The following is a 21032-nucleotide window of genomic DNA, read 5'->3' as shown; positions in this document are numbered from 1 at the left end:
AAATTCTCCTCTTCATCATTTAATTTTTATTCTTTTATTTCGAGTAAATCTGCTCCTACGAGTTTTTCCGCTTCTTCGACGAATGAATTAGTGTCCGCCACCGCAGGTTTTGGAAGTTCCTCGCCTGACTCATGTTCCTCGGAAGGTGTATGAGTTTTCAAGAAGTTTTCACGCACTTCAAACCATTGAATTTCAGGTATCCCAATGAAACTATAATTGACTTGCGTTAATTTTGAAATGCTCGTTTCAATCGTTTCAACAAAAGATTGATTGTCCATCGCCATTTGACAATGAATTTCATGCTTAAATTTTAACACAAAAGTGTCTTCTGACGCAGCAACTGGCTCAGCATCATTTAAAAGTGCCGCTTGGGACGCCATAAGCATCGACAAAAGCTCACCCCAACAACCGCGAATCAATTGTAAATCTTTCTTTTTCGCGACATCGAGCACATGATTAATTTTCCCAACTGGTGCCTTAAAACTTTTCGAATTGTTAATCGCTGCTTTTTTAGGTCGGGCAACTTTCTCCGCGTTTGTGGTATCCGCACGAACCCCATTTTCTAGCAGCTTTTTCACATCGGCTAGCTCCCGCTTCAATTCCCGCACTTCATTTTGTAAGGCAGAAACATCGGCGCCAGACTCCCCTTGCACAATCGGATTCCCGCCCCGTAATTGGGTCAGCTCCACTACGGCAACTTCCACATAAATTCCCGGGTGGTTCGAAAACCGCATTTGCGTGGTCGTCTTATTTAAAAGCTCCACGCCCTTATAAATTTGGCTTGCATTCGCCGCTTTCGCTAACTCCTGAAAAGCCTCATCTGGAACGGCGCGTTCAAGCGTCTCCTCCAAATTTGGCGCCTTCTGATAAAGTAAAATGTCACGGAAGAAAACAAGTAAGTCTTCCACCAATCGAACGGGGTCTTTGCCCTCTGAAAGCAAGCCCGAAAGGCGTTCCATCGCCAGACTCGCATCTTGGTTTAAAATCGCCGCAACTAAATCGGTCAATAAATTTTGCGCCACCGAACCGGTAATTTCAAGCGCATCCGAAACGCTGACCTCGTCTGAACCATAGGAAATGACTTGGTCGAGCAAACTAAGTGCGTCGCGCATGCCTCCCTCGGCAGCTCGTGCGATAATCATTAGCGCCTTTTCATCAAAAGCAATCTTTTCCTCGTTTAAAATGAAAGCCATGCGCTGAACGATGTCTTGCGTAGTAATTCGCTTAAAGTCGAAGCGCTGTACCCGAGAAATAATCGTCAGCGGCAACTTATGCGGCTCTGTCGTTGCAAGTATAAAAATGACATGCTTCGGCGGCTCTTCAAGCGTTTTGAGGAGCGCGTTAAAAGCGCCGGTTGATAACATGTGCACTTCATCAATAATATATACTTTATATTTGGAAACAGTTGGCGCGTATTTCACTTTCTCACGAATATCGCGAATTTCCTCCACGCCGTTATTGCTGGCAGCATCAATTTCCAGAACGTCTGGATTTGATCCATCTGTAATCCCTTTGCAAATATCACATTCATTACATGGCTCACCATCTGTGCTATTTTCGCAATTGATTGCTTTCGCAAAAATCTTCGCTGCACTTGTTTTCCCAGTTCCCCGAGGTCCACTAAATAAGTAAGCATGTGATGTTTTGTTTTGAGTGATTGCGTTTTGAAGTGTTTTAGTGACATGACTTTGCCCGACAACATCATCAAACGACTGCGGCCGAAAAACACGATATAATGCCTGATATGCCATCCTTCACTCTCCTCTAAACCTTAGTAGTTTTATTATAGCTTACTTCGGACTATTTTGTTAAGAGTAAACTTCTCCCTTTCACCTAAAAAGGCGTCCAAACGGCTGGACACCTTCCAAGTTTTTTATTCAGCATTCGATGCGGCATTTTGTTTCTTTGCTTTACTTTCGTTAATAACCGAAAGTTCAATTGCTTTTAATAAGTTTTTCGCACGTTTCCTTCTAAAAATCCCAAACAAGAAACCAACGATCATATTATTTAGCTTTTGCACAGTACCTTCCGCCTCAATTTTCTCATGATATGAAGCTTCACATGTGCCTTCACTTGTCGCTTTAATGGCATACGTTGTAATATGCGTATTCACACGGCTCTTTGTTTCAAATACGTATTGCTCATACGGCTTCACTTCCGTAATTGCAATCGTTGCACGAGCACCATTTGACATATCTCGTTGGTAAGAGAACCCTTCCAACTGGCGCATTTGCTTACTTTTTCCAGTTGATTGTTTTATATCATAAATAACAGATTTTATAATGGCATCAAAACATTCTTTTTGCGAAATATATAATTTTTGCGAGATATTCATTTCTTATCTCCTCCTTGTCCATCATTCTTTTTCCCTTTTTTCACTTTTATGAAGACAAGAACGACCCCAATTAAAACAATGACCAAGCCAGTAACCATAAACGGCACATTCGCTGCCCCGTTTTTCCCATAAGAAGGGCTTAACATAATGATCAAAAGCCCAATACTCATGATAAATAAACCATTAGCAATTTTCATATCTTAACCCACAGTCACTTGGAAATAAAGCACAGCGCCAAATTCCGTTGCCTTTATAGTATCTTTTGCAATACGTGCTGCTTTTTCTTCATCTTCTAAATTTGTTTCAAAGCTAAGTTTCATACCCGCTTCGCTCACCTTTTTAAAAGTCACACCATCTTCATTATAATTTTCAAGCAACTCCGTCACGTAATCGCGTTTCATTGGACAATTTACAATAATCATTTTGAAAACCTCCTCAAGTAATATTTTAACGTTAAGCGTTTCACGTTGCAATAAGAAACCTTAACTAAATTTGTTTTTCGGCGCGTTTTACAACGCATAATAATCTGGCTGGGCAATTCAGACCTCCCAGCCAGAAACAATTTTACTCTTTCATTTCTTCTTCCGGGACACCTACACGGTTTGCTGTGATAACAAACGGTACCCAAATGAGGAAGGCTATTATCATATTGACTAATGATATGACCGGAGCCATCCAATCTCCCCCTGTTGCCAAGAACGAGTTTAGAAGTGGCGGCATTACCCAAACAACTGCTATTTTAACTGGACCGACCAGTCCTAGTGTTGTTGCAAAGTAAGCGACAGTAACCATAATCATTGGCGCAATAATGAATGGGATTAAGTAAATTGTATTTAAAACAATCGGCAAACCAAACATAATTGGTTCATTAATATTAAAAATACCAGGGCCGAGTGATAGTTTTGCTACTGTACGAGAATCCGCACGTTTCGAGAACATAAGAAGAGCGATGATAAGTACGATTGTACCACCAGAACCACCCATCCATACGTAAGCATCAAAGGAACCACGAACCCAATCAAACGGTAGCGCCACTTTTTCCTGCGCAGCCGCAATATTTTGAAGTTGAGCTGTTCCCCATAAGGATTCTAATACTGGCGCAAGTACGTTTGGCCCGTGAATACCAAAGAACCAAAGTAGTTGCACTAAGAAAGTAATTAGTAAGACAGCCCCGTAACCTTGTGAAAGATCAAGTAGAGGTTCTTGAATTGTTTTAGAAATCCAAGAAATAACATCCATATTTGTAATTTTGAAGAATGCCCAATCAATAATTGCCACAACATAAAGTGCAACAAGTGCTGGAATAATCGCAGCAAACGCTTTACTTACAGCTGGCGGAACTGAATCCGGCATTTTAATTGTAATTTTACGACGCATTAATTTAGCGTAGATAATCGTTGAAATAAAACCAAAAATCATGGCAGTAAATAGACCCGTTCCATTTACTTGTCCCATATTAAAGAATCCATAAATACCTGTAAACTCTTTTGGTAAGCTACTAATATCAAAATCAGCATTAGCTGCAGTAATTGCAGCTTTAACAGCGTCTAAGCTAATTGTTACTGTTAAGTTCATAACAAAGGCAGCTAAGGAAACTAAGCCCCCTGCAAGACGATCTACTTCGTAAACTTTTGATAAATTATAACCTAACGAGAATGCAAAAATAATCGATACAATTGCTAGAGTCCCATTATAAACATATCCATTAATCCCAATTAGTGGTTGCATGGCTTCAACAAAGCCTGTCCAGCCCCAATCTGTTGGAAAATCCCTAAAAAATGCATTTAAAAGTACTGCAATCGACCCCGCCATCGTAATTGGCATTGTCGAAATAAACGCATCACGTAACGCAACTAAGTGCTTTTGCGAACCAATTTTGGCTGCAACTGGAACAAAATATTTCTCTAAAAATGCTGTTAATCCGTTCATCTTAATCCTCCCTTTAGTACAAAAATGATTCGCCTATTAACAAAATAATGTGCTAACCTTTTAACCTAACTCCCTCTGAATCTATTTTGATTATTAGACGACCTCCAACTCAAGCCTTGCGAAATTCGGGAGTCCTCCTCTCTGTTTCATGATAAGGCTTTCATGGATACACTAATTTATATAGCAATTTATGTGCCAACTTTTTTGTATGCAAAACGAACTAAAAAACCTCAAAATAGACACTTTCTTTTATTTACACACATTTTTAAGAAGCGTGTAAACCAAGAAACCGCTTACACGCAATTGCGTGATTTTTCACAAAAAGACCTCCTTTTTATTTATGAATTCCTTATTTCGTGCTATACTAAATCTATAAAAACGAGGTGATGAACGTGGCTCTTAAATCTGATATGCCCGAAGAAAGCCGTAACAGTAAAGTCATCAAGCGCGGTGATTATTCGATTATTTTTCCAGATGATTTAAAGGAATTACCGAAGTTGAAGCGTGACGAAGATAAAAAAGAGACTGAAAAAGACAAGTCTAATTAAAAAACCTCAAAAGTTAGAATAAAATCTAACTTTTGAGGTTTTTTAATTAGTCTACATTTTTTTCATCTTCAATTGAAAATATTACCATGTTTTTCGCATCATCAACACGGACTTTTACGTTTTTGTTCAGTTTCTCTTTAAATAGCGCGGTGATATCTAAAAAGTCGTCATAGCTCGAAATGTCGCTTTTTTCATAGCCTTGCAAAATGGTTGGTTTGATTCGGGTAACAAATTTATCGGACGATGTTTCTTCCGGGTCATACTTGTAGATTTCTTTCCCGTTTTTATCATGAAAAGAATAAACGGCGTACATATCGTCTTTCGTCCGATATACATCTTCTTGCGTGACATACGCGTTATCCGCAATACTGTAATCGAGCTTTCCCGCGTAGTTTTTATCAAGTGAAGGTTCGTTTAGCTCGTACTGTTTATACGCGATGCGGAATAAGTATTCAAGATTGTAGTAGCTATTTACGCGAAAATATAAATGCTTATCCTCTTTCTTTTTATCCACGCCAATGTCCGTTGAAGAAATCGGGAAAACCTCATATAACTTTCCGTTTATTTCATAGGCTACATCATATTTATCAAGCACTTCTTGCCTTTGAAAGACACCAAAAATAATACTTAGAATGGCTAAAACGGCCACAATAACAGCTAAAATACTTAAAATGATAATGTTCTTTCGTTTTTTGATGTGTTGCATACTTTTCATCCTTCTTTATCTAGTTACGTCATACTAATATTGTAACAGTTTTACATTGCTTTTTCACTTTTTTATTTAAAAAAAGGAGTTGCGAAACTTTAATGACGTCGTGTTACAATGAATATAAAAAATAAGCGAGGAATTCCAATGAATACGAAATTTGTAATAGAAAATGGGCTACGCTGTGCAATTATACATCATGACAAGGTTATCATATCGAGCGTCGAGACCGCTCTCGATGTAATTATGACTGTGCAATACGAAAATGACTGCACACGAATTGCTTTAAATAAAGAGGCATTTGATGAGCGTTTCTTTGATTTGCGAAGCGGACTTGCTGGTGAGGTACTTCAAAAGTTTGTCACTTATCAGACGAAGCTTGCAATTGTGGGCGATTTCTCGGTTTATCGTAGCAAGGCACTGCAAGATTTTATGCGCGAAAGCAATGCGGGGGATGCAATTTTCTTTGCTCAAAATGAGGCGGAAGCTTTGGAGAAGCTGTGCGGAGATGCAATTTGAACATGAAAAAACCCTCTTTTATACAAAAGAGAGTTCGTATTTAAAATTTAACGCCGTGCACCCAAGTTCGACATACAACCACCTGCGTTACGTCAGTCGTTAGCTCAGACCAGGCAACCTTGCGGCACATAAAAGGCACTGCTTAATGCTGCTTCCTTCCGGACCTGACATGGTTCACAGGCTTCCATTGCGCAAGACCCAATCGTCAACACCACTTGCTGGCGGCAGACCAGACAGGTATAGGCCTCAATTTGGGAATTCAACCCCGCTAGAGCGGATTGCGGGTTACAGGGCGCCGCTATCTCCCCGTCTAGCACGGCAAATTTGCTACCAAAATGAATGAACCCTGATTTAAAAGGCTCAAACATTAGTTTATCTTTTTTAGTTAAAAAGTGCAAGTAAAATCGCGCGTTCTAGTAAAAATCAACCTTGCGACTGATAAATTTAGGCACGCTAAAATCGCCAAGGAAAACCAAAAGATAATCTGGCTTGCTTTTGCAAGCCAGATTATCTTAAAAATCATACTAAATAGATGCTTACGAGTGTCGCGATAAGCGTTCCGAGTAGACAAATGCCGACTAGAACGAGGGCGATCCATACAATTTTTTTGTTCATCGTAAAAACCCCTTTTTTCTTTATTACTGAACTATTCCCCTGAAATTTTATTTTGTAACATTTTTTTGCCAATCAATTAGTTGTTTGTTGATTCCGGTTAGCTGTACGGTCGCTAGTTCGAAGATTTTATGGAGTTCTGCATATGCTTTTGCGCGCTCCACATTCGGCCTGTAAACGGCTTTTATAGCTGGCTTTTTGGGTAACGTAAAACTGGTCCGCCTGCCAAGGGATTTCATTGCGAGTAGCGCGGCGCCGAGGCTTGAACCCTCGATCGTGTGGGTTACGCGTACTTCGCGATTTAAAATGTCCGCGAGCAAGCTGCACCAAAACGTGTGCGCGGCGATACCGCCTGAAACATACACCACATCCCCTTTTTCCCCCATAGAGGAATAAACGCTCGCCAAATTTAGCGCAACGCCTTCGATGGCTGCGCGGAGGAATTCAGGCGGCGTGTGGTTGATGGTGATGCCCAAAAAGGCCGCGCGAATATCACTTGTCCAGTAAGGTGCGCGTTCCCCGAGCAAATACGGCAGAAACAAAAGTCCATTAGACCCTAGTGGCACTTCGGCTGCGTTTTGCATGAGCTTCACGTAATCACGATTTTCACGCACATCTTGGGGCGCAAACTGCTCCATCGCCCATTCGATGGCCTTGCCGCCGTTGTTCACAGCGCCACCTTGAATGAAAAGGCCGTCTGTTAGGCGGTAACAAAACGTGCGGCTTCTGCCGTCTGTTTGGAAGGTCGTGGTCGTTTTGCGGACGGCGCCGCTTGTACCTACTGTTACGGTAACATCATTCGGAGCTGTCGCTTGGAGGCCTAAATTTGCAAGGGCTCCGTCGCTTGCGCCGACGACAAAAATGGTGCCCGGGGCAATGCCCATTTCGCTTGCGAGTTCGGTGCTGAGGCCGCTCAGTTGGTGCAGTTCGGAGACAACGGTCGGGAGTTTGTTTTGCGAGAGCTGCGCGATTTCAAGCGCCGATTTTTCATAGCAGCCGGCTTTCGTGTTGTAGAGCCCGGAAGCGGACGCGAGCGACGCATCAATTAGCCATTTGCCGAACATTTTGTATAAAACATAGCTCTTAATTCCGCACGCCATGTGCATGGCCGCCATTTTTTCGGGTGCCGTTTCGGAAAGCCATATCAATTTTGCAAACGGACTCATTGGGTGAATCGGCGTGCCAGTTTTTTCGTAAATGCCTTCGAGATAGTAATGGCGTTTGGCCGTTTCAAGCGCCGCACTGCTACGGCTGTCCGCCCAAGTGATGCAATTTGTGAGCGGCGAACCGGTTTTGTCGACCAAAATCAAACTGTGCATCGCCGCACTGAATGAGATGGCGGCAAGTTCATCTTGCCCAATCCGACTCGCCGACATGACCATCCAAATGGCCTTTTTGACGGCCTCAAAGATTTCATCGGGATTTTGCTCGGCCTTGCCCGAAACGTCGGTCGCCAAATTGTAATGCACTGCATAGCGCGTCACTTGGCTCCCGTTTTCATCAAAAAGAACCGCCTTTGTACTTGTCGTGCCAATATCAACGCCCATAAAAAACTCGCTCATTTTATCCCTCTTTTACAACTGAATTGGTCGGTCCAGCTCGTACAAACGTTTGTAGCGCGGCGCAGAAGCCATCAGTTCGGCATGTGTACCTTGCATTAAAATATCGCCGTCTTCTAGGAAAAGCACCGAATTCATTTTCTCGGCGCCAACCAAGTGGTGCGTTACCCAAAGTACGGATTTTCCTTCTAGCGTTTCAAAAATCGTTTGCAACAAATCGCGTTCCGTTATTGGGTCGAGGCCAACTGTTGGCTCGTCAAGAATGACGATGGGCGTATTTTGAAGCAAAATTCGAGCAAGCGCAATTCGCTGACGTTCACCGCCTGAAAAGCGGGCGCCCATTTCGGACATCTGCGTCTTGTAGCCGTTTGGCATACTCATAATAAAATCGTGCATTTGCACTTTTTTAGCCGCCTCATAAACCTCTTCATCTGTGGCATTTTGATTGCCAAGACGAATGTTGTTGAAAACCGTTGTGCTAAAAAGGTGCGCTTTTTGATTGAGCATCGCCACAACTTCTGGGATTTGTGGTCCGAGGTCAGCTGGGCTTGCGCCATTCATTGTGACTGCTCCAGCATTTGGCACGAGCGCGCCTTGAATTAGTTTTAGGAAAGTTGATTTTCCTGTGCCACTTCGGCCGATAATCGCCACTTTTTCGCCTTGTCGCAGTTCAAAATTAAAGTTTTTCAGCACAAAAGGGCTTTTTTCATTGTATTGAAACGAAAGATTTTCTGCCCGTAGCGTTACGTCCACCGTTTCGATTTGCGCTTTTTGCTCGATTTCCGCGTCGAAGTCAGGTAGCGTCGTGTCTTCGATTTTATCCAGCCGCAGAAGCGAATCTTGATACAGCGACTTGTCGCTTACGGCACTTGATACGGGCACAAAAGCCTCACCAAGCGACATGATAGCGAGTGTAAACGCGGCAATTAGCGTGCCTGAAATGGCTCCATCGCTCACTTCATTTGTGCTCCAGTAGACCATCAAAATGACCATCACACCAACAATTAGCTGGCTAAAAAAGTCGCGCCAATTGACGAAATGAAATTGCTTCGTCTCCACTTTCAAAAGTGCCGCTTCGTCCTTTTCATACCCCTCAATTAAACGCTTCTCGCGTCCGCTAAACATCCAGTCGCTAAGACCAAAAACCGCATCTGTAAACTGGCTGTATAGCCGATTTCGCCCTTGCTTTAAATAGGCATTTTTCCCGCGCGCATACAAAATGGAAACGCCAGGTAGTACGAACACAAGCAAACCAATTAAAACTAAAATTAAAATCGCAAACGGAATCGAAAAGTAGCCGAGCGCAATGACAACGCCAGCATATAAAAACAAACTAATGACAGCCGGCAGCATCGTCGTCAAATAGAAATTTTGAATGTGTTCAATATCATCTGCGAGCATGCCTAATATATCACCCGTCCGGTAGCGGGATTTAAGAAGTAGCGCCTGAGGTTCTAAAAGTCGATACAATCTGACGCGCATTTTTTCCAAAATCCGAAGCACTAACGAATGGCTGTTTAGCCGTTCGACATATTTGGAAACTGAGCGTAAAATTCCGAAAGCCCGCACGCCAACGCTTGCAACGTACACGGCCATAATCGATTCCGGCATGAGCGACGATTTCGAGATGAGGTGCCCAGACGTGAACATGAGCGCTGCCCCCGCCGAAAATGTTAGCACGCCGAGGAAAATAACGACTAAAAAGAGGCCAAAATTCTGCTTAATATAAGGGCCAATCCAACTGTTTTTTAGCATTAAATCTCCTCCAATTGGGCTTTAATTAGGTCATAGTAGAACCCTTTTTTTGAAACAAGTTCAGCGTGCGTCCCCGTTTCAACAATCGCCCCTTTGTCTAAAACGATAATTTGATCCATTTCGAGCATCCAGTGCAGGCGATGCGTTGCAAAAAAGACGAGCCGATTTTCGAACAAATCAAGCATCGGCTGTTTCAACTCATACTCCGTTTCGATATCCAGATGCGCAGTGGGCTCATCCATGAGCACGATTTGCCGGTCAGATAAAAACGCGCGCGCTAGCGCAATTCGCTGTTCCTGACCGCCACTTAACGTTCGCCCAGCTTCCCCAACAACCGTTTCATATCCCTCATCTAAATCTTCAATGAACGCGTTTAGTCCAGCCGCTTTTGCCGCTGATTTCACCGCATCATCTGCTGATTCTGGATGATAAAATTTGATGTTGCCAGCAATTGTGTCGTGGAACAAATACGGGTGCTGCGGAATATACGTCACTTGTTTCTGCCACGCATAATTGTGTAGCTTAACCGCGGTGCCATCAATTTGGATTTCGCCAGTTGTTGGTGCTAGAAAGCCGCTTAAAACGTCGATCATTGTAGATTTCCCAGCGCCAGTTGCTCCGATAATGCCAATTTTTTGCAAACCAGAAACGCCAAAATCAGCTTGGGCTAGCGATTCCTGATGCCCGTCCGCATAATTAACCGTGATGCCTGCTAAATTCAGCACAGAATCATTTGTGTACGCAGGCGCAGCCGTTCCTGCATTTTTTTCTTGCTGTGCTTTTCCTTCATCAATAATGGCTTGAATAACGCGCCCCGCCTCTTGTCCGTCGAGCGTTGCATGATAATCGGACCCTAGCTCACGGACGGGTAGGAAGTATTCGGGTGCTAAAACTAAAATTGTGAGTGCCGGGCCTAGTAAGATTAAGCCGTCAATTAAGCCGAGCCCTAAGAATAGCGCCACGACAGCGATAGAGAGCATTGTGAAGAAATCGAGTGCAAACGAAGATAAGAAGGCTACGCGTAGTGTCCTCATCGTTGCTTTTCGGTAGCTTGAGCTTGTGTCCGCAATGCTTCTTTCGTGACTATGGCTTAAACCTAGATATTTCAAGGTTTCAAGCCCTTTTAGCGAGTCAACAAAGTGGTTGGATAAAATCCGGTACGACTCAAATTGCGAGTCGGCTTGTTTCTTTGCTGCAAGACCTAAGATTATTAGGAATAAAATTAAAACAGGGAATGTAATGGCCAAAATTAAAGCGGACTTGCCGTCTTGTGTCAGCACATAAATCCAAATCATCACAGGAATAATCGCCATGTTGATAAACTTCGGCAAGAACAGCTCAATAAAACGCCTGAAGTCCTGTACGCCTTCCATGACCATCGTAACGACTTTTCCTGTTCCTTCTTCGCGCGTAAAACGCGGACCGAGGACGAATAAATTTTCAAGCAATTCTTCGCGCATCTTTTTCCCTGTATCAGAGGCGAACTTATAAACAATCGCTTTTTTCCATACATTTAAAAAATGGCGTACAAAAAGTGCTCCCGCGAAGAAAGCCATTTGTAACGCCACAGTAGACAAGGATGCACCATTAAAGAGCTTTGTAATCGCGCCTGACAGCATGCTTGCCATGACGATAATTGCCGCGCCTTGAACTATAGTCAACGCGGCAAGAATCGCAAGTATTTTTTTTATACCTTTATATTTAAAAATGTCTCTTCCCATTAATACGTCATTTTCTCCTTACTCGAAACGCGTTTACGGAAAACGTAGTAACTCCAAATTTGATAGCCGAGTACAAACGGTAATAGTGTTACCGATACAATGGTCATAACTGTTAAGGAGTAATGTCCCGAAGCTGCGTTATGAATGGTTAAGTCAAATGCAGAGTCAATTGAGCTAATCATAACACGAGGGAATAGCCCTACGAAAATGGTTGCAACTGTTAATGCTAAACCTAAGCCGCCAAATGTAAATGCAAATCCATCGCGATTTTTCCATAGGAAGAATGCGCATAGTAAGTACATCACTACTACGATACCAATTAAAGTTGGCACGAGAATTGGACGGGCTTGGAAAATATCTGTGTAAAAGAATGCTAGAACTACAAACACTACTAAAACAGGCACGGTGATGAACCAAACGCGTTTAGCCATGCGACGTGCGCGGTCTTGAATATCATCTTCCGTACGAAGCGTGATAAACATTAAGCCATGAAGTAGGCAAAGCATTGTAACGGTTAAGCCTCCCCAAACGGAGAAGACCGTAATGTAATCAAAGAATCCTGCATACATATCCATTTCGCTATTAATTGGCATACCTTGTACAAGGCTTGAAAATAGGACACCTAGCAAGAACGGCGGTAAAATACTACCGAAAAAGATAACCCAATCCCAAAACTGACGCCAAGCGGCAGAATCTTTTTGACCACGGAATTCAAATGAAACACCGCGACCGATTAAAGCAAGCAAGAACACAACGAGCGGAATGTAGTAACCGCTGAACATCGTTGCATACCAGTTTGGAAATGCGGCAAAAATGGCACCGCCAGCTGTAAGTAGCCACACTTCATTGGCATCCCAAAACGGACCAATTGTGTTCACTAACACGCGGCGCTCCAAATCATTGCGCGCCATGAAACGTGTAGACATCCCTACACCAAAGTCAAATCCTTCTAGGAAGAAGAAACCGACAAATAATACTGCGACAAGTAAAAACCATAACTCATTCAGTGACAATTTTGTCGCCCCCTTTATCAAATGGATCAACAGAAGTAGTCTCTACTTTATTTTCACCATAAGGTCCTTTTTTGATTTCGCGAATAAATAAATAGACGAGCACGATTAACAGTAACGCGTAAATCGTTGAAAACGCGATTATCGAGAACAGTAGCGAGCCTGCCGATACGTTCGGCGACACGGCATCTGCCGTTTGTTGGTAACCAAATACTACCCACGGTTGCCGTCCAATTTCTGTCATAATCCAACCCATTGAGTTGGCGATGAATGGGAATAAAATCATTGGTACCATTAAACGTAAATACCATTTTGTGTTCTCAAGATTTTTACGCCAAGCAAGCACCGCACCAATTAGTGCTGTTAAAATCATTACCATGCCGGCTAATACCATGATACGGAAACTCCAGAATGAAGTTCGTACTGGCGGAATATAATCTCCCGGGCCATATTGTTCCTCGTATTGTTTTTGAAGCGAGTTCATGCCTTCTACGGAACCACTAAAGGTCGAATAAGACAAGAAGCTTAGCGCATACGGGATTTCAATTGACCACGTATTTTTTTTGTTATCGACATCGATGCCGGCAATCATCGTCCAAGGTGCTGGGTCGGCAGTATCCTCCCATATACCTTCAGTTGCCGCCATTTTCATCGGCTGCGTTTTAACCAAATATTGGGCTTGTGAGTGTCCGCTGAAAGCTGTTCCAAAACCGCCAATAACTGCGATTACGAGTGCAATTTGGAAAGAGCGCTTGAAGAAAGCCACATCTTGCTTTTTAAGCATTTTGTATGCACTGACACCTGCAACGAAAAACGCACCTGTTGCGAAAGCACCGAAAATAACGTGCGGAAACTCAACTAGTAGCTGGCCGTTTGTAATAAGCGCCCAGAAATCGTTCATTTCGGCACGACCATTTTTAAATTCAAAGCCGACTGGGTGTTGCATAAATGAGTTGGCTGCTAGAATCCAAAAACTTGAAAGAATCGTTCCAATTGATACGAGCCAAATACACGCTAAATGTAATTTTTTGCTGAGGCGATCCCAACCAAAAATCCATAAACCGATAAATGTTGACTCCATGAAGAATGCAAGTAAGGCTTCAATAGCTAGTGGTGCTCCGAAAACGTCCCCTACAAAACGGGAGTAGTCGGACCAGTTCATTCCGAATTGGAATTCCTGAATAATACCAGTTACGACACCGACTGCAAAGTTAATGAGGAATAAATGTCCCCAAAACTTTGTCATTCTTTTATAAACTTCTTTCCCTTTCACTACGTATAGCGTTTGCATGAGCGCAACCATAAAGACTAAGCCAATGGATAGCGGCACAAATAAAAAGTGAAAGATTGTTGTTGATGCGAACTGAAAACGGGCTAAAAACAATGTATCCACCCTTTTTCCCTCCTTTTTCTGCGTTTTAATTCTTTTTACGTTCTCCCTTAACCGAGTTTGTGAAAAACAATCTAAACAAGCTCCATTAGTTGTTATTTCATTCACAAAGATATGTAAAATAAAAAAATTCGTCATTTCTCTTTTTCGGCTAAAGCAGAGTTTTCTAAATTAGAATAAGTTCTATATACAGTATATTTTATCCTATTTCGGCTTAAATTCATTTAGTTCTTTAGTAGTCTTTTTTTTATTTTTCATTTTAATAAGAAATCAGCTTGTAAAGTATTGAACTCACTGTACCTTTGTTTTTGTTATTTTATTCACAAAAAGTTTCAAACAGACATTTTAGTCTAAATTGGTAGAAAAGAACTACTAGACTAACTCGGTTTCTCGGTTTTCTTGCGCTTTCTTAATTCCCGAAAAAAGTCCGTTAAAAGGGCGCCTGTTTCTTCTTCCAAAAGGCCGCTTTCTACTTCACAGACATGATTAAAGCGCTCATCTTGCAAGAGATTCATTAAAGTTCCAGCCGTTCCCGCTTTCGGATCTTTGGCGCCGTAATATACTTTCGCAATTCGGGAAAGCAAAATGGCACCACTACACATTGGGCACGGTTCAAGCGTTACAAATAATTCGGCACCGGCGAGTCGCCAAGATTTTTGATTATGGCAAGCGTCTTGAATGGCCATCATTTCGGCGTGCGTCACAGCGTTTTGACTGGATTCTCGCAAATTATGCCCACGGCCGATGATTTTTCCGTCTAGCACGACTACTGCTCCAATTGGGACTTCGCCAATTGCACCTGCCTTTTTCGCTTCATTGATCGCTTCGTGCATAAACCCGTTTTTATCCAAAACCGCACCTTCTTTCTAGTTTTAGTGAAAATGACCCCGGCGATGGCCAGAGTCATTTTCGCGTTCTATTTTATATCTGACGTCGAAACCTTATAATCTACTTTCGCAGGATTCGGGATTTTGAAATCTTCGCTTGGTTCATAGAAGCGCAACAAGTCACGTTGCATGATGTCGTCGGAAATCCGCAGCGCTGTTTCGGCGTAATGTTTTCTTTCCGTCACACGACTATTTTCTTCATTTGTTAGCTCTTCAACTGGTTCGCCTGTCTGCGTCAGGTAAACGGTGGAACCGATTTGAGCGAACTCGGAAGTAATCACATCGCCATTTCGGAATACAACTGTATCAGTTGGCTTATCGGAAAGCAGGCTATTTCCAAGTTGCAAGTATTTCGAGCCGTCGATGCCAAGTAAATGCTGAACAGTTGGTTGCACATCAATTTGCCCCGCTTGCGTTGTAATTTCTTTCCCCTTGATGCCAGGCGCGTGGATGATAAACGGCACGCGTTGCAACTGCGCTTTATCAAACTCGGTTAGTTCTTCTTTTCCAAGAAGCGGTGCAAGCGTATCTAGGCGTGATTTCGAAATACCGTAGTGGTCGCCGTAAAGAACGAAAATCGTATTTTCATACAAGCCTTCTTTCTTCAAAGCGTCGAAAAATTCCTTAATCGCCTCGTCTGCATAATGCGCTGTTGAAAAATAATTATTAATTGTTTCATCTTTGGTTCCAGGATTCGCGAATTCCACGTCTTCTTCAAAAACAGGATACGGGAAATGGTTGGAAACCGTAATGAATTTTGTTTGGAATGGCTGTGGCAATTGCTTCAGCATTTCCATGGACTGCTCATAAAACGGCTTGTCTTTTAGACCGTAGTCCGTTGAGTTCGCCTTGGTCAAATCATAGTAGCTAGAATCAAAGAAATAATCATAGCCAAAACGCTTGTAGGCATTATTGCGGTTCCAAAACGAGCCAATGTTCCCGTGAAACGCTGCCGACGTGTAACCTTGTTCATTCTTCAAAATTGCCGGCCCCGCCTGAAATTCATTCGTGCCGCCGTAAGTCGAAAATGCTGACCCTTGCGGAAGTCCAAATAGCGAATTCTCAATAAGGTTTTCCGCATCACTAGATTTTCCTTGCCCCGTTTGATGGTAGAAGTTGCTAAAACTAAACGAGTTTTCACTATTATAAAGTTGATTTAAGAACGGTGTTACCTCTTCGCCGTCCAATTTGTAATTGATCAAAAATTGTTGAATGCTTTCTAAATGCAAGTAGACCACATTCCGTTTTTTCGCAACCCCAAAGTACTCATTGTCTGTACTCGTGCGGTTCGTATTCACAAAGTTCTCCGCCTCAGCCGTGTCCGAGCTTTCCGCTTGAACGCGCTTCTGCTGCGTTTTCATGTGCTTCACGCCGTCATAAGCCGTAAACGTGTTGACGCCCAAATATTTGACTAGATAACGCTGATCAAATGTCCGCGTAAGCAGTTGCGGGCGGTCAATCTCCGCCAGCGTAATATTTAAAAGAAGCATTCCTAGGCCTAAAACAACAGGAATAAGTTGAAACTTAAAAGCACGACGCTTTTCCGCATATGGCTTCCCGTATTTTATTAGCGCAAACGTAATGAATGCAAAATCGAGCCAATAAAGAATATCATGCCATTTTAGTAGGGCGAATGCGCTCCCGTTAAGGCCTTCCGAAACATTTCCAACATTCGTCATCAAATTAACCGACAAGAAGTCGCTAAACTCGCGGTAATAAAGCACGTTCGCATAAAGTAGCATGGAAAGTGCAAAATAAACAATAATGGCAATCGTTGTCCGAAGCTTTCGATTTGGAATCAAAAAGACTAAACTAAATATAATGAGTGCCATCGCAATTGGATTAATCAGTAATAAGAAAATTTGAAATGCGCCTTCAACGCCTAAATTAAATTCCATAAAATAAACAATTTCCGTCTTTAGCCAAAACAGAAAAACAGTTAGTAACAGTAATCGATTTGAAAGTAAATTCTTCATCGTCATCTCCTCATAAAAAAATTCGAGTTATGTTCATGCTATCATGTTTTATGAGGCATGTAAAATAGAAACTGGTCAATCAATATTTAAAAACCCGTACTTCGCTAATACTTTTTGCCCTGCATCAGACGCCATATAATCTAAAAACTTCGCCACCTGATCTGGCTCGTCAGCATCTTTCAACACGCCCGAATAATAGCCAATTTGTGAATGCAAATCGTCCGGCACAGCCTGCAAAACTTTTACATCTTTACTGATTAAAGCATCCGTTTTATAAACGAAACCCGCTTGCGCGTTGCCAGATGCGACGTAAGCAAGCGTTTGGCGAACGTCAGATGCGAGGACAAGTTCCTCTTTCAGTGCATCGTAAACGCCTAGATTTTCCATCGTTTCCTCTGCATATTTCCCAGCAGGAACAGATTCCGGATTACCAATTGCGATTTTATCAAAAGTTGGCAACAATTTCGCGATATCTTTCGTATTCGTTTCCGCCGCATTTTTGCTCGGCACAATTAAAACGAGTGTATTTTTGGCAAACTGTTGTTTATCGGTTGTTTGCGCCTTTAAATCATCCATATCTCTTTCGCTCGCAAGTAACACGCCATCAATTGGTGCCCCGTTTTTTACGCGCTCTTTGATTTGGCCAGATCCAGCAAAATCAAACGTTAGCTTTACATTTTTATGCGCCTTCTCATAATCCGTTTTCACATCTTCCATCACATCTTTTAAGCTGGCCGCAACGGAAATGTGCAGTTCAATTGGCTTTTCGCTAGCCGTTCCAGCTTGGTTGCTGCAGCCTGCAAGCACGAATAAGACCGCGAAAAACAAAATGCTTACTTTTTTCATCAAACTACTCCTTTTTATTTCGCTCTTTTTGAATATGTCTAATCTTTTTTCGAATGTTGCGCCAGTCGCGCTCGCTAGGGAAATAGTTAACTTCTACCGTCGGAATTCCGTCATACTGCGCCGCTGCAAAATCGGCAAGAACAAAATCAATCTGGTTCGCTCGCAAATGTTCGGCCACGATATCCGGTTCCGTCATTTCAAAAAGCTCCACCTGATCTTGAAACCTCGAAGCGATAATGCTTTTCAAAAAGCGCGTGTTGCTCACACTTAACTGCGAAGAGACCAAAATGCGCACCGGCTCGATTTCTTTACGCTGCGCAAAAACCAAGCCTTCCCAAAGCGTTCCTAGGAAGAAAATAACCGTTTCGGCTTTCACACGAGAATCAGCAACATCTTTGACCGCCTTTCGAACAGCCTCGCAAAAACTTGGAAACTCCTCTTCTAAAACGCCCGTCACATACCCCCGTTTTGATACAATAAAGCTATCAAACTCTACAAATTGCTCCAAATAAAGCAAATAACTCAAAAGCTGTAGCAAAATCTCATTTTTATTGCTCGGGTAAGGATGCCCGTAATAAACCACAATATTTTCCAAAATCGCCTCGCTCTGGACTAATTTCTCCGGCGCATGTTGCGCAAAGAAACTAAGCGACGCCTCAATATTCGCCTTCCGCTCATAGCCAAGCCCCTGCAACTGAAGCAACTTAATGCCGTAGCGCTCGCCCTCTGTTAGCACGATTCCCGTATCCTTCTCAAGCTGTTTAAAGCTATTTTTCAGGTCAGCCTCATGCTCATAAAACGGAATCGCAATTTCTGCCATATCAATGAAATACCCTTGCCTTATCCGTTCGATGCACACTTGCAGCCAAAAAAATCGTTCCTGCCGCTGCGGATAAACAAAACGGTAACCCACACAAGCTTCATGTGTGCTGATGTAGCGATCAAGCGCCTCCCTGTCATCCGCTTTAAATGGCCAACGCTCCAAACCGAAAGTTGTGTAATAGAGCTGCGAAAAAAAGTAGCGAACTTGCGCCTCATTCCCCGTGATATACACCGGATTAATATTAAGTTCCACGCCGTAAATTTCCATTTTCTTTCGAATCCGATGAATCAACCGGTACAGCGAAGAAGGACTCGTAAACAATTCGTCCGCCCATTCTTCAACCGTCCAATTTTGAGTATAAAAACAGCCAAGCAAAAGTTTTATAGAAAGACTCCGTTGCATAAAATATTGATATAATTTATCGACATGCGCATTTTCAGGTGTTTGAATTTGAATACCTAATTTCCGAGATGTGAAAAGCGTCCATTCGTCCATTAAGTCGTTTTGAATCGCGGCAATGTCATTGTTTAACGTGCGTTTCGAACAATCCAATTGTTCAGCTAAATCCTCTAATTTGTACCACCGATTGTCAGCAATAAGAATTTCTAGAAGCTCCATTCTCCTTCTGGTACTTTTTTCGAGTAAAGTTCGCATGACACTGCCCCCATTATCGTATTTTCGTTCACCATTATTATATCATCTTAGACTAACCCAAAACATTATTTTCCACTAAAACAAAAAGACAAGATGCGAACAACTTGTCTTTTCAATACACTTTATAAGATTGACCTGTTTGAGCACCGTGAACACTCTTTTCAAAAGCACGCGCCACCCGGTCAGCAGGAACTGGAACGAAGCCTTCAAAAAACGGCTCCAAATTTTCAAACGACTCGAGAAGCACATTTGGGCTCACTGTATTAATCCGAATTCCCCGCGGCATTTCAATCGCAGCTGACTTTGCAAAGGCGGTAACCGCCCCGTTCGCCATCGCAGCCGAAGCACCTTGCCTAATTGGATCCTCCATCATAATTCCCGTTGTCAGTGTGAAACTTCCACCATCATTAATATAATCAAGCCCTAGTAAAACGAGGTTGATTTGTCCCCCAAGCTTACTCCGCAATGTTTGTTCATTTTTTTCAGGCGTTAGTTCCGTTAGCGGCGAAAAAACAGCGCTTCCCGTTGCACTTACAACCGCATCGACTTTCCCAATTTGATTGTACATCTCGCGAATGCTGTCCGGGTCCGTAATATCAACATGAATTTCCCCGCTATGTCGCCCAGCCGTAATAACGTCATTTTTCTTTGAAAGCCGATTAAAAACCGCTTTTCCGAGCGTTCCATAGGCACCAATTAGTAGCACTTTCATAAAAACACCTCATTTCAAATGATACGACCAGTATAACACCTCTCATGCTTAAAGGTTTATTTTTTGTTTTTCTCACCCGCATTCGATTGGAAAATATCCACCAAACTTTTAAGCACACGCGGAACTTTCACGCCCATTTGAACGAAATTTTCCAAAATCGAGATTAATTCATTAGCGAGGTAGAAAAAAATAACCGCATCACGAACTAAGTTTTTATTCCCAGTAACAAGGTCCGCCTGATGTGCAATCGCCACTAAAATGAAAATCGCTAATTTGCGCGCGATACCTTGAAAGCCCACTCTACTTCGCAAGTTCCCTCGAAAACCGGCTGTAAGTAGGCCTGCCACATAATCGGCCACGGTGAAGATAAGTAAAACTTGAATCAAAACACTCCCACCTCCGAAGAAGAACGCCACAACTTGAGGAATATTTTGAACTAAATAATCCATAAACATCCTTCTTTCTGTACGCAAAAATGCCATTTGTTTTTCAGCTCAAGCAATACTTTTTCTGAAGGTCAAATGACATTTTTAATCTATTTAAATCTACTATAGTAGAATACTTAACGCAGCTTTTTAAGTCATCAGCGAAATTGGACTTTGCTTAAACGCTTCTTGCAATGAGCCCTGCCGATTTCTTCCATAAATAAAACGTTCGTCTGGAAACCCCTATTTCCTCATAAATCTGCTTATCCGTTTGAACGTGCTTTCGCACCAAGTACTCTTCAGATGAAAAAAGCAACATTTTTTGATCTGCTGTCAAAAAACCTTTCTTGCTATCACCAAGCGCTTCCAAATATTCCAACTCGCACAAGAGCTTCTGTCTATCACGCTCATTTAAATGTTCCTCCAAACGATAAATAATCGCTCGTTGTCGCTTTTTTAATTCCGCGCGTTCCATTCAAATCACCTCTTTGTCACCATTTCGGTGCTTTTTAGTTTAAAAAAAGTGTGTTCTTGCCTGATAAATTTATTATAGCACCATTTTGGTTACATGTAAACAAATTGATGCATTTTAACATATAAAGTTTCCAAAAAGGTTACAAAAGTG

20 protein-coding genes and 1 other RNA gene are annotated in these 21032 nt (G+C 42.4%); 2 read left to right on the top strand and 19 right to left on the bottom strand.

Annotated features, from left to right (window positions below; all coding sequences use genetic code 11):
* Positions 1 to 26 precede the first annotated feature (26 nt).
* The 5 genes from dnaX to CFS60_RS07605 form a co-directional block, all read right to left on the bottom strand.
* Positions 27 to 1751, bottom strand: coding sequence for a DNA polymerase III subunit gamma/tau (dnaX, locus tag CFS60_RS07625; protein WP_088810168.1), 1725 nt, complete (start codon positions 1749 to 1751; stop codon positions 27 to 29).
* A 122-nt stretch (positions 1752 to 1873) separates the two neighbouring features.
* Entirely contained in the window at positions 1874 to 2335 is a 462-nt protein-coding gene (locus tag CFS60_RS07620) for a DUF3284 domain-containing protein (RefSeq protein WP_088839044.1), read from the bottom strand.
* A complete protein-coding gene (locus tag CFS60_RS07615) occupies positions 2332 to 2532 on the bottom strand; it encodes a DUF3188 domain-containing protein (protein WP_088810166.1) in 201 nt (66 codons plus the stop codon). Before CFS60_RS07615 ends, CFS60_RS07620 begins: the two co-directional genes overlap by 4 nt.
* 3 nt (positions 2533 to 2535) lie before the next feature.
* Positions 2536 to 2757, bottom strand: a complete 222-nt coding sequence (locus CFS60_RS07610) for a hypothetical protein (protein ID WP_088839043.1) — start codon at positions 2755 to 2757, stop codon at positions 2536 to 2538.
* Positions 2758 to 2899: 142 nt separating this feature from the next.
* Positions 2900 to 4264, bottom strand: a complete 1365-nt coding sequence (locus CFS60_RS07605; protein WP_088810165.1) for a PTS sugar transporter subunit IIC — start codon at positions 4262 to 4264, stop codon at positions 2900 to 2902.
* Positions 4265 to 4656: 392 nt separating this feature from the next.
* Between CFS60_RS07605 and CFS60_RS13930 the strand changes: the two genes are divergently transcribed.
* A complete protein-coding gene (locus tag CFS60_RS13930; protein WP_162859624.1) occupies positions 4657 to 4812 on the top strand; it encodes a hypothetical protein in 156 nt (51 codons plus the stop codon).
* Between the two features lie 46 nt (positions 4813 to 4858).
* Here the strand turns inward: CFS60_RS13930 and CFS60_RS07595 are convergent, their stop codons facing one another.
* The gene (locus CFS60_RS07595; protein ID WP_088810163.1) at positions 4859 to 5518 is read right to left on the bottom strand and encodes a hypothetical protein; all 660 of its coding nucleotides are present in this window, start codon (positions 5516 to 5518) and stop codon (positions 4859 to 4861) included.
* Between the two features lie 147 nt (positions 5519 to 5665).
* Between CFS60_RS07595 and CFS60_RS07590 the strand changes: the two genes are divergently transcribed.
* Positions 5666 to 6037, top strand: coding sequence for a DUF4180 domain-containing protein (locus CFS60_RS07590; RefSeq protein ID WP_088825777.1), 372 nt, complete (start codon positions 5666 to 5668; stop codon positions 6035 to 6037).
* A 53-nt stretch (positions 6038 to 6090) separates the two neighbouring features.
* Here the strand turns inward: CFS60_RS07590 and ffs are convergent.
* The 13 genes from ffs to CFS60_RS07525 form a co-directional block, all read right to left on the bottom strand.
* An RNA gene (gene ffs, locus CFS60_RS07585) (signal recognition particle sRNA large type) lies at positions 6091 to 6356 on the bottom strand.
* 343 nt (positions 6357 to 6699) lie between these two features.
* The gene (locus tag CFS60_RS07580; RefSeq protein ID WP_088825751.1) at positions 6700 to 8211 is read right to left on the bottom strand and encodes a gluconokinase; all 1512 of its coding nucleotides are present in this window, start codon (positions 8209 to 8211) and stop codon (positions 6700 to 6702) included.
* 12 nt (positions 8212 to 8223) lie between these two features.
* Positions 8224 to 9963 (bottom strand): thiol reductant ABC exporter subunit CydC, encoded by a 1740-nt coding sequence (gene cydC / locus CFS60_RS07575; protein WP_088815983.1) that lies wholly within the window; start codon positions 9961 to 9963, stop codon positions 8224 to 8226.
* Entirely contained in the window at positions 9963 to 11684 is a 1722-nt protein-coding gene (gene cydD, locus CFS60_RS07570) for a thiol reductant ABC exporter subunit CydD (protein WP_088810160.1), read from the bottom strand. The genes cydC and cydD overlap by 1 nt, the downstream gene beginning before the upstream one ends.
* On the bottom strand, positions 11684 to 12697 hold the full coding sequence (cydB, locus tag CFS60_RS07565) for a cytochrome d ubiquinol oxidase subunit II (protein ID WP_088810159.1): 1014 nt from the start codon (positions 12695 to 12697) through the stop codon (positions 11684 to 11686). The genes cydD and cydB overlap by 1 nt, the downstream gene beginning before the upstream one ends.
* On the bottom strand, positions 12684 to 14087 hold the full coding sequence (locus CFS60_RS07560) for a cytochrome ubiquinol oxidase subunit I (RefSeq protein WP_088810158.1): 1404 nt from the start codon (positions 14085 to 14087) through the stop codon (positions 12684 to 12686). Before CFS60_RS07560 ends, cydB begins: the two co-directional genes overlap by 14 nt.
* Positions 14088 to 14461: 374 nt before the next feature.
* A complete protein-coding gene (gene tadA / locus CFS60_RS07555) occupies positions 14462 to 14935 on the bottom strand; it encodes a tRNA adenosine(34) deaminase TadA (protein ID WP_088810157.1) in 474 nt (157 codons plus the stop codon).
* A 65-nt stretch (positions 14936 to 15000) separates the two neighbouring features.
* Positions 15001 to 16947, bottom strand: coding sequence for an LTA synthase family protein (locus CFS60_RS07550; RefSeq protein ID WP_088810156.1), 1947 nt, complete (start codon positions 16945 to 16947; stop codon positions 15001 to 15003).
* A gap of 75 nt (positions 16948 to 17022) precedes the next feature.
* The gene (gene modA, locus CFS60_RS07545) at positions 17023 to 17793 is read right to left on the bottom strand and encodes a molybdate ABC transporter substrate-binding protein (RefSeq protein ID WP_088839041.1); all 771 of its coding nucleotides are present in this window, start codon (positions 17791 to 17793) and stop codon (positions 17023 to 17025) included.
* 4 nt (positions 17794 to 17797) lie between these two features.
* Entirely contained in the window at positions 17798 to 19270 is a 1473-nt protein-coding gene (locus CFS60_RS07540) for a helix-turn-helix domain-containing protein (protein ID WP_088810154.1), read from the bottom strand.
* Positions 19271 to 19382: 112 nt separating this feature from the next.
* The gene (locus tag CFS60_RS07535) at positions 19383 to 19982 is read right to left on the bottom strand and encodes a short chain dehydrogenase (RefSeq protein ID WP_088810153.1); all 600 of its coding nucleotides are present in this window, start codon (positions 19980 to 19982) and stop codon (positions 19383 to 19385) included.
* 56 nt (positions 19983 to 20038) lie between these two features.
* On the bottom strand, positions 20039 to 20431 hold the full coding sequence (locus CFS60_RS07530; protein WP_088810152.1) for a holin family protein: 393 nt from the start codon (positions 20429 to 20431) through the stop codon (positions 20039 to 20041).
* 154 nt (positions 20432 to 20585) lie between these two features.
* The gene (locus CFS60_RS07525) at positions 20586 to 20882 is read right to left on the bottom strand and encodes a hypothetical protein (protein ID WP_088810151.1); all 297 of its coding nucleotides are present in this window, start codon (positions 20880 to 20882) and stop codon (positions 20586 to 20588) included.
* Between the last annotated feature and the right edge of the window lie 150 nt (positions 20883 to 21032).

Source organism: Listeria sp. ILCC792, from assembly GCF_900186135.1.
GTDB lineage: Bacteria > Bacillota > Bacilli > Lactobacillales > Listeriaceae > Listeria > Listeria goaensis.
This window is presented reverse-complemented; position numbering and strand designations above follow the sequence as displayed.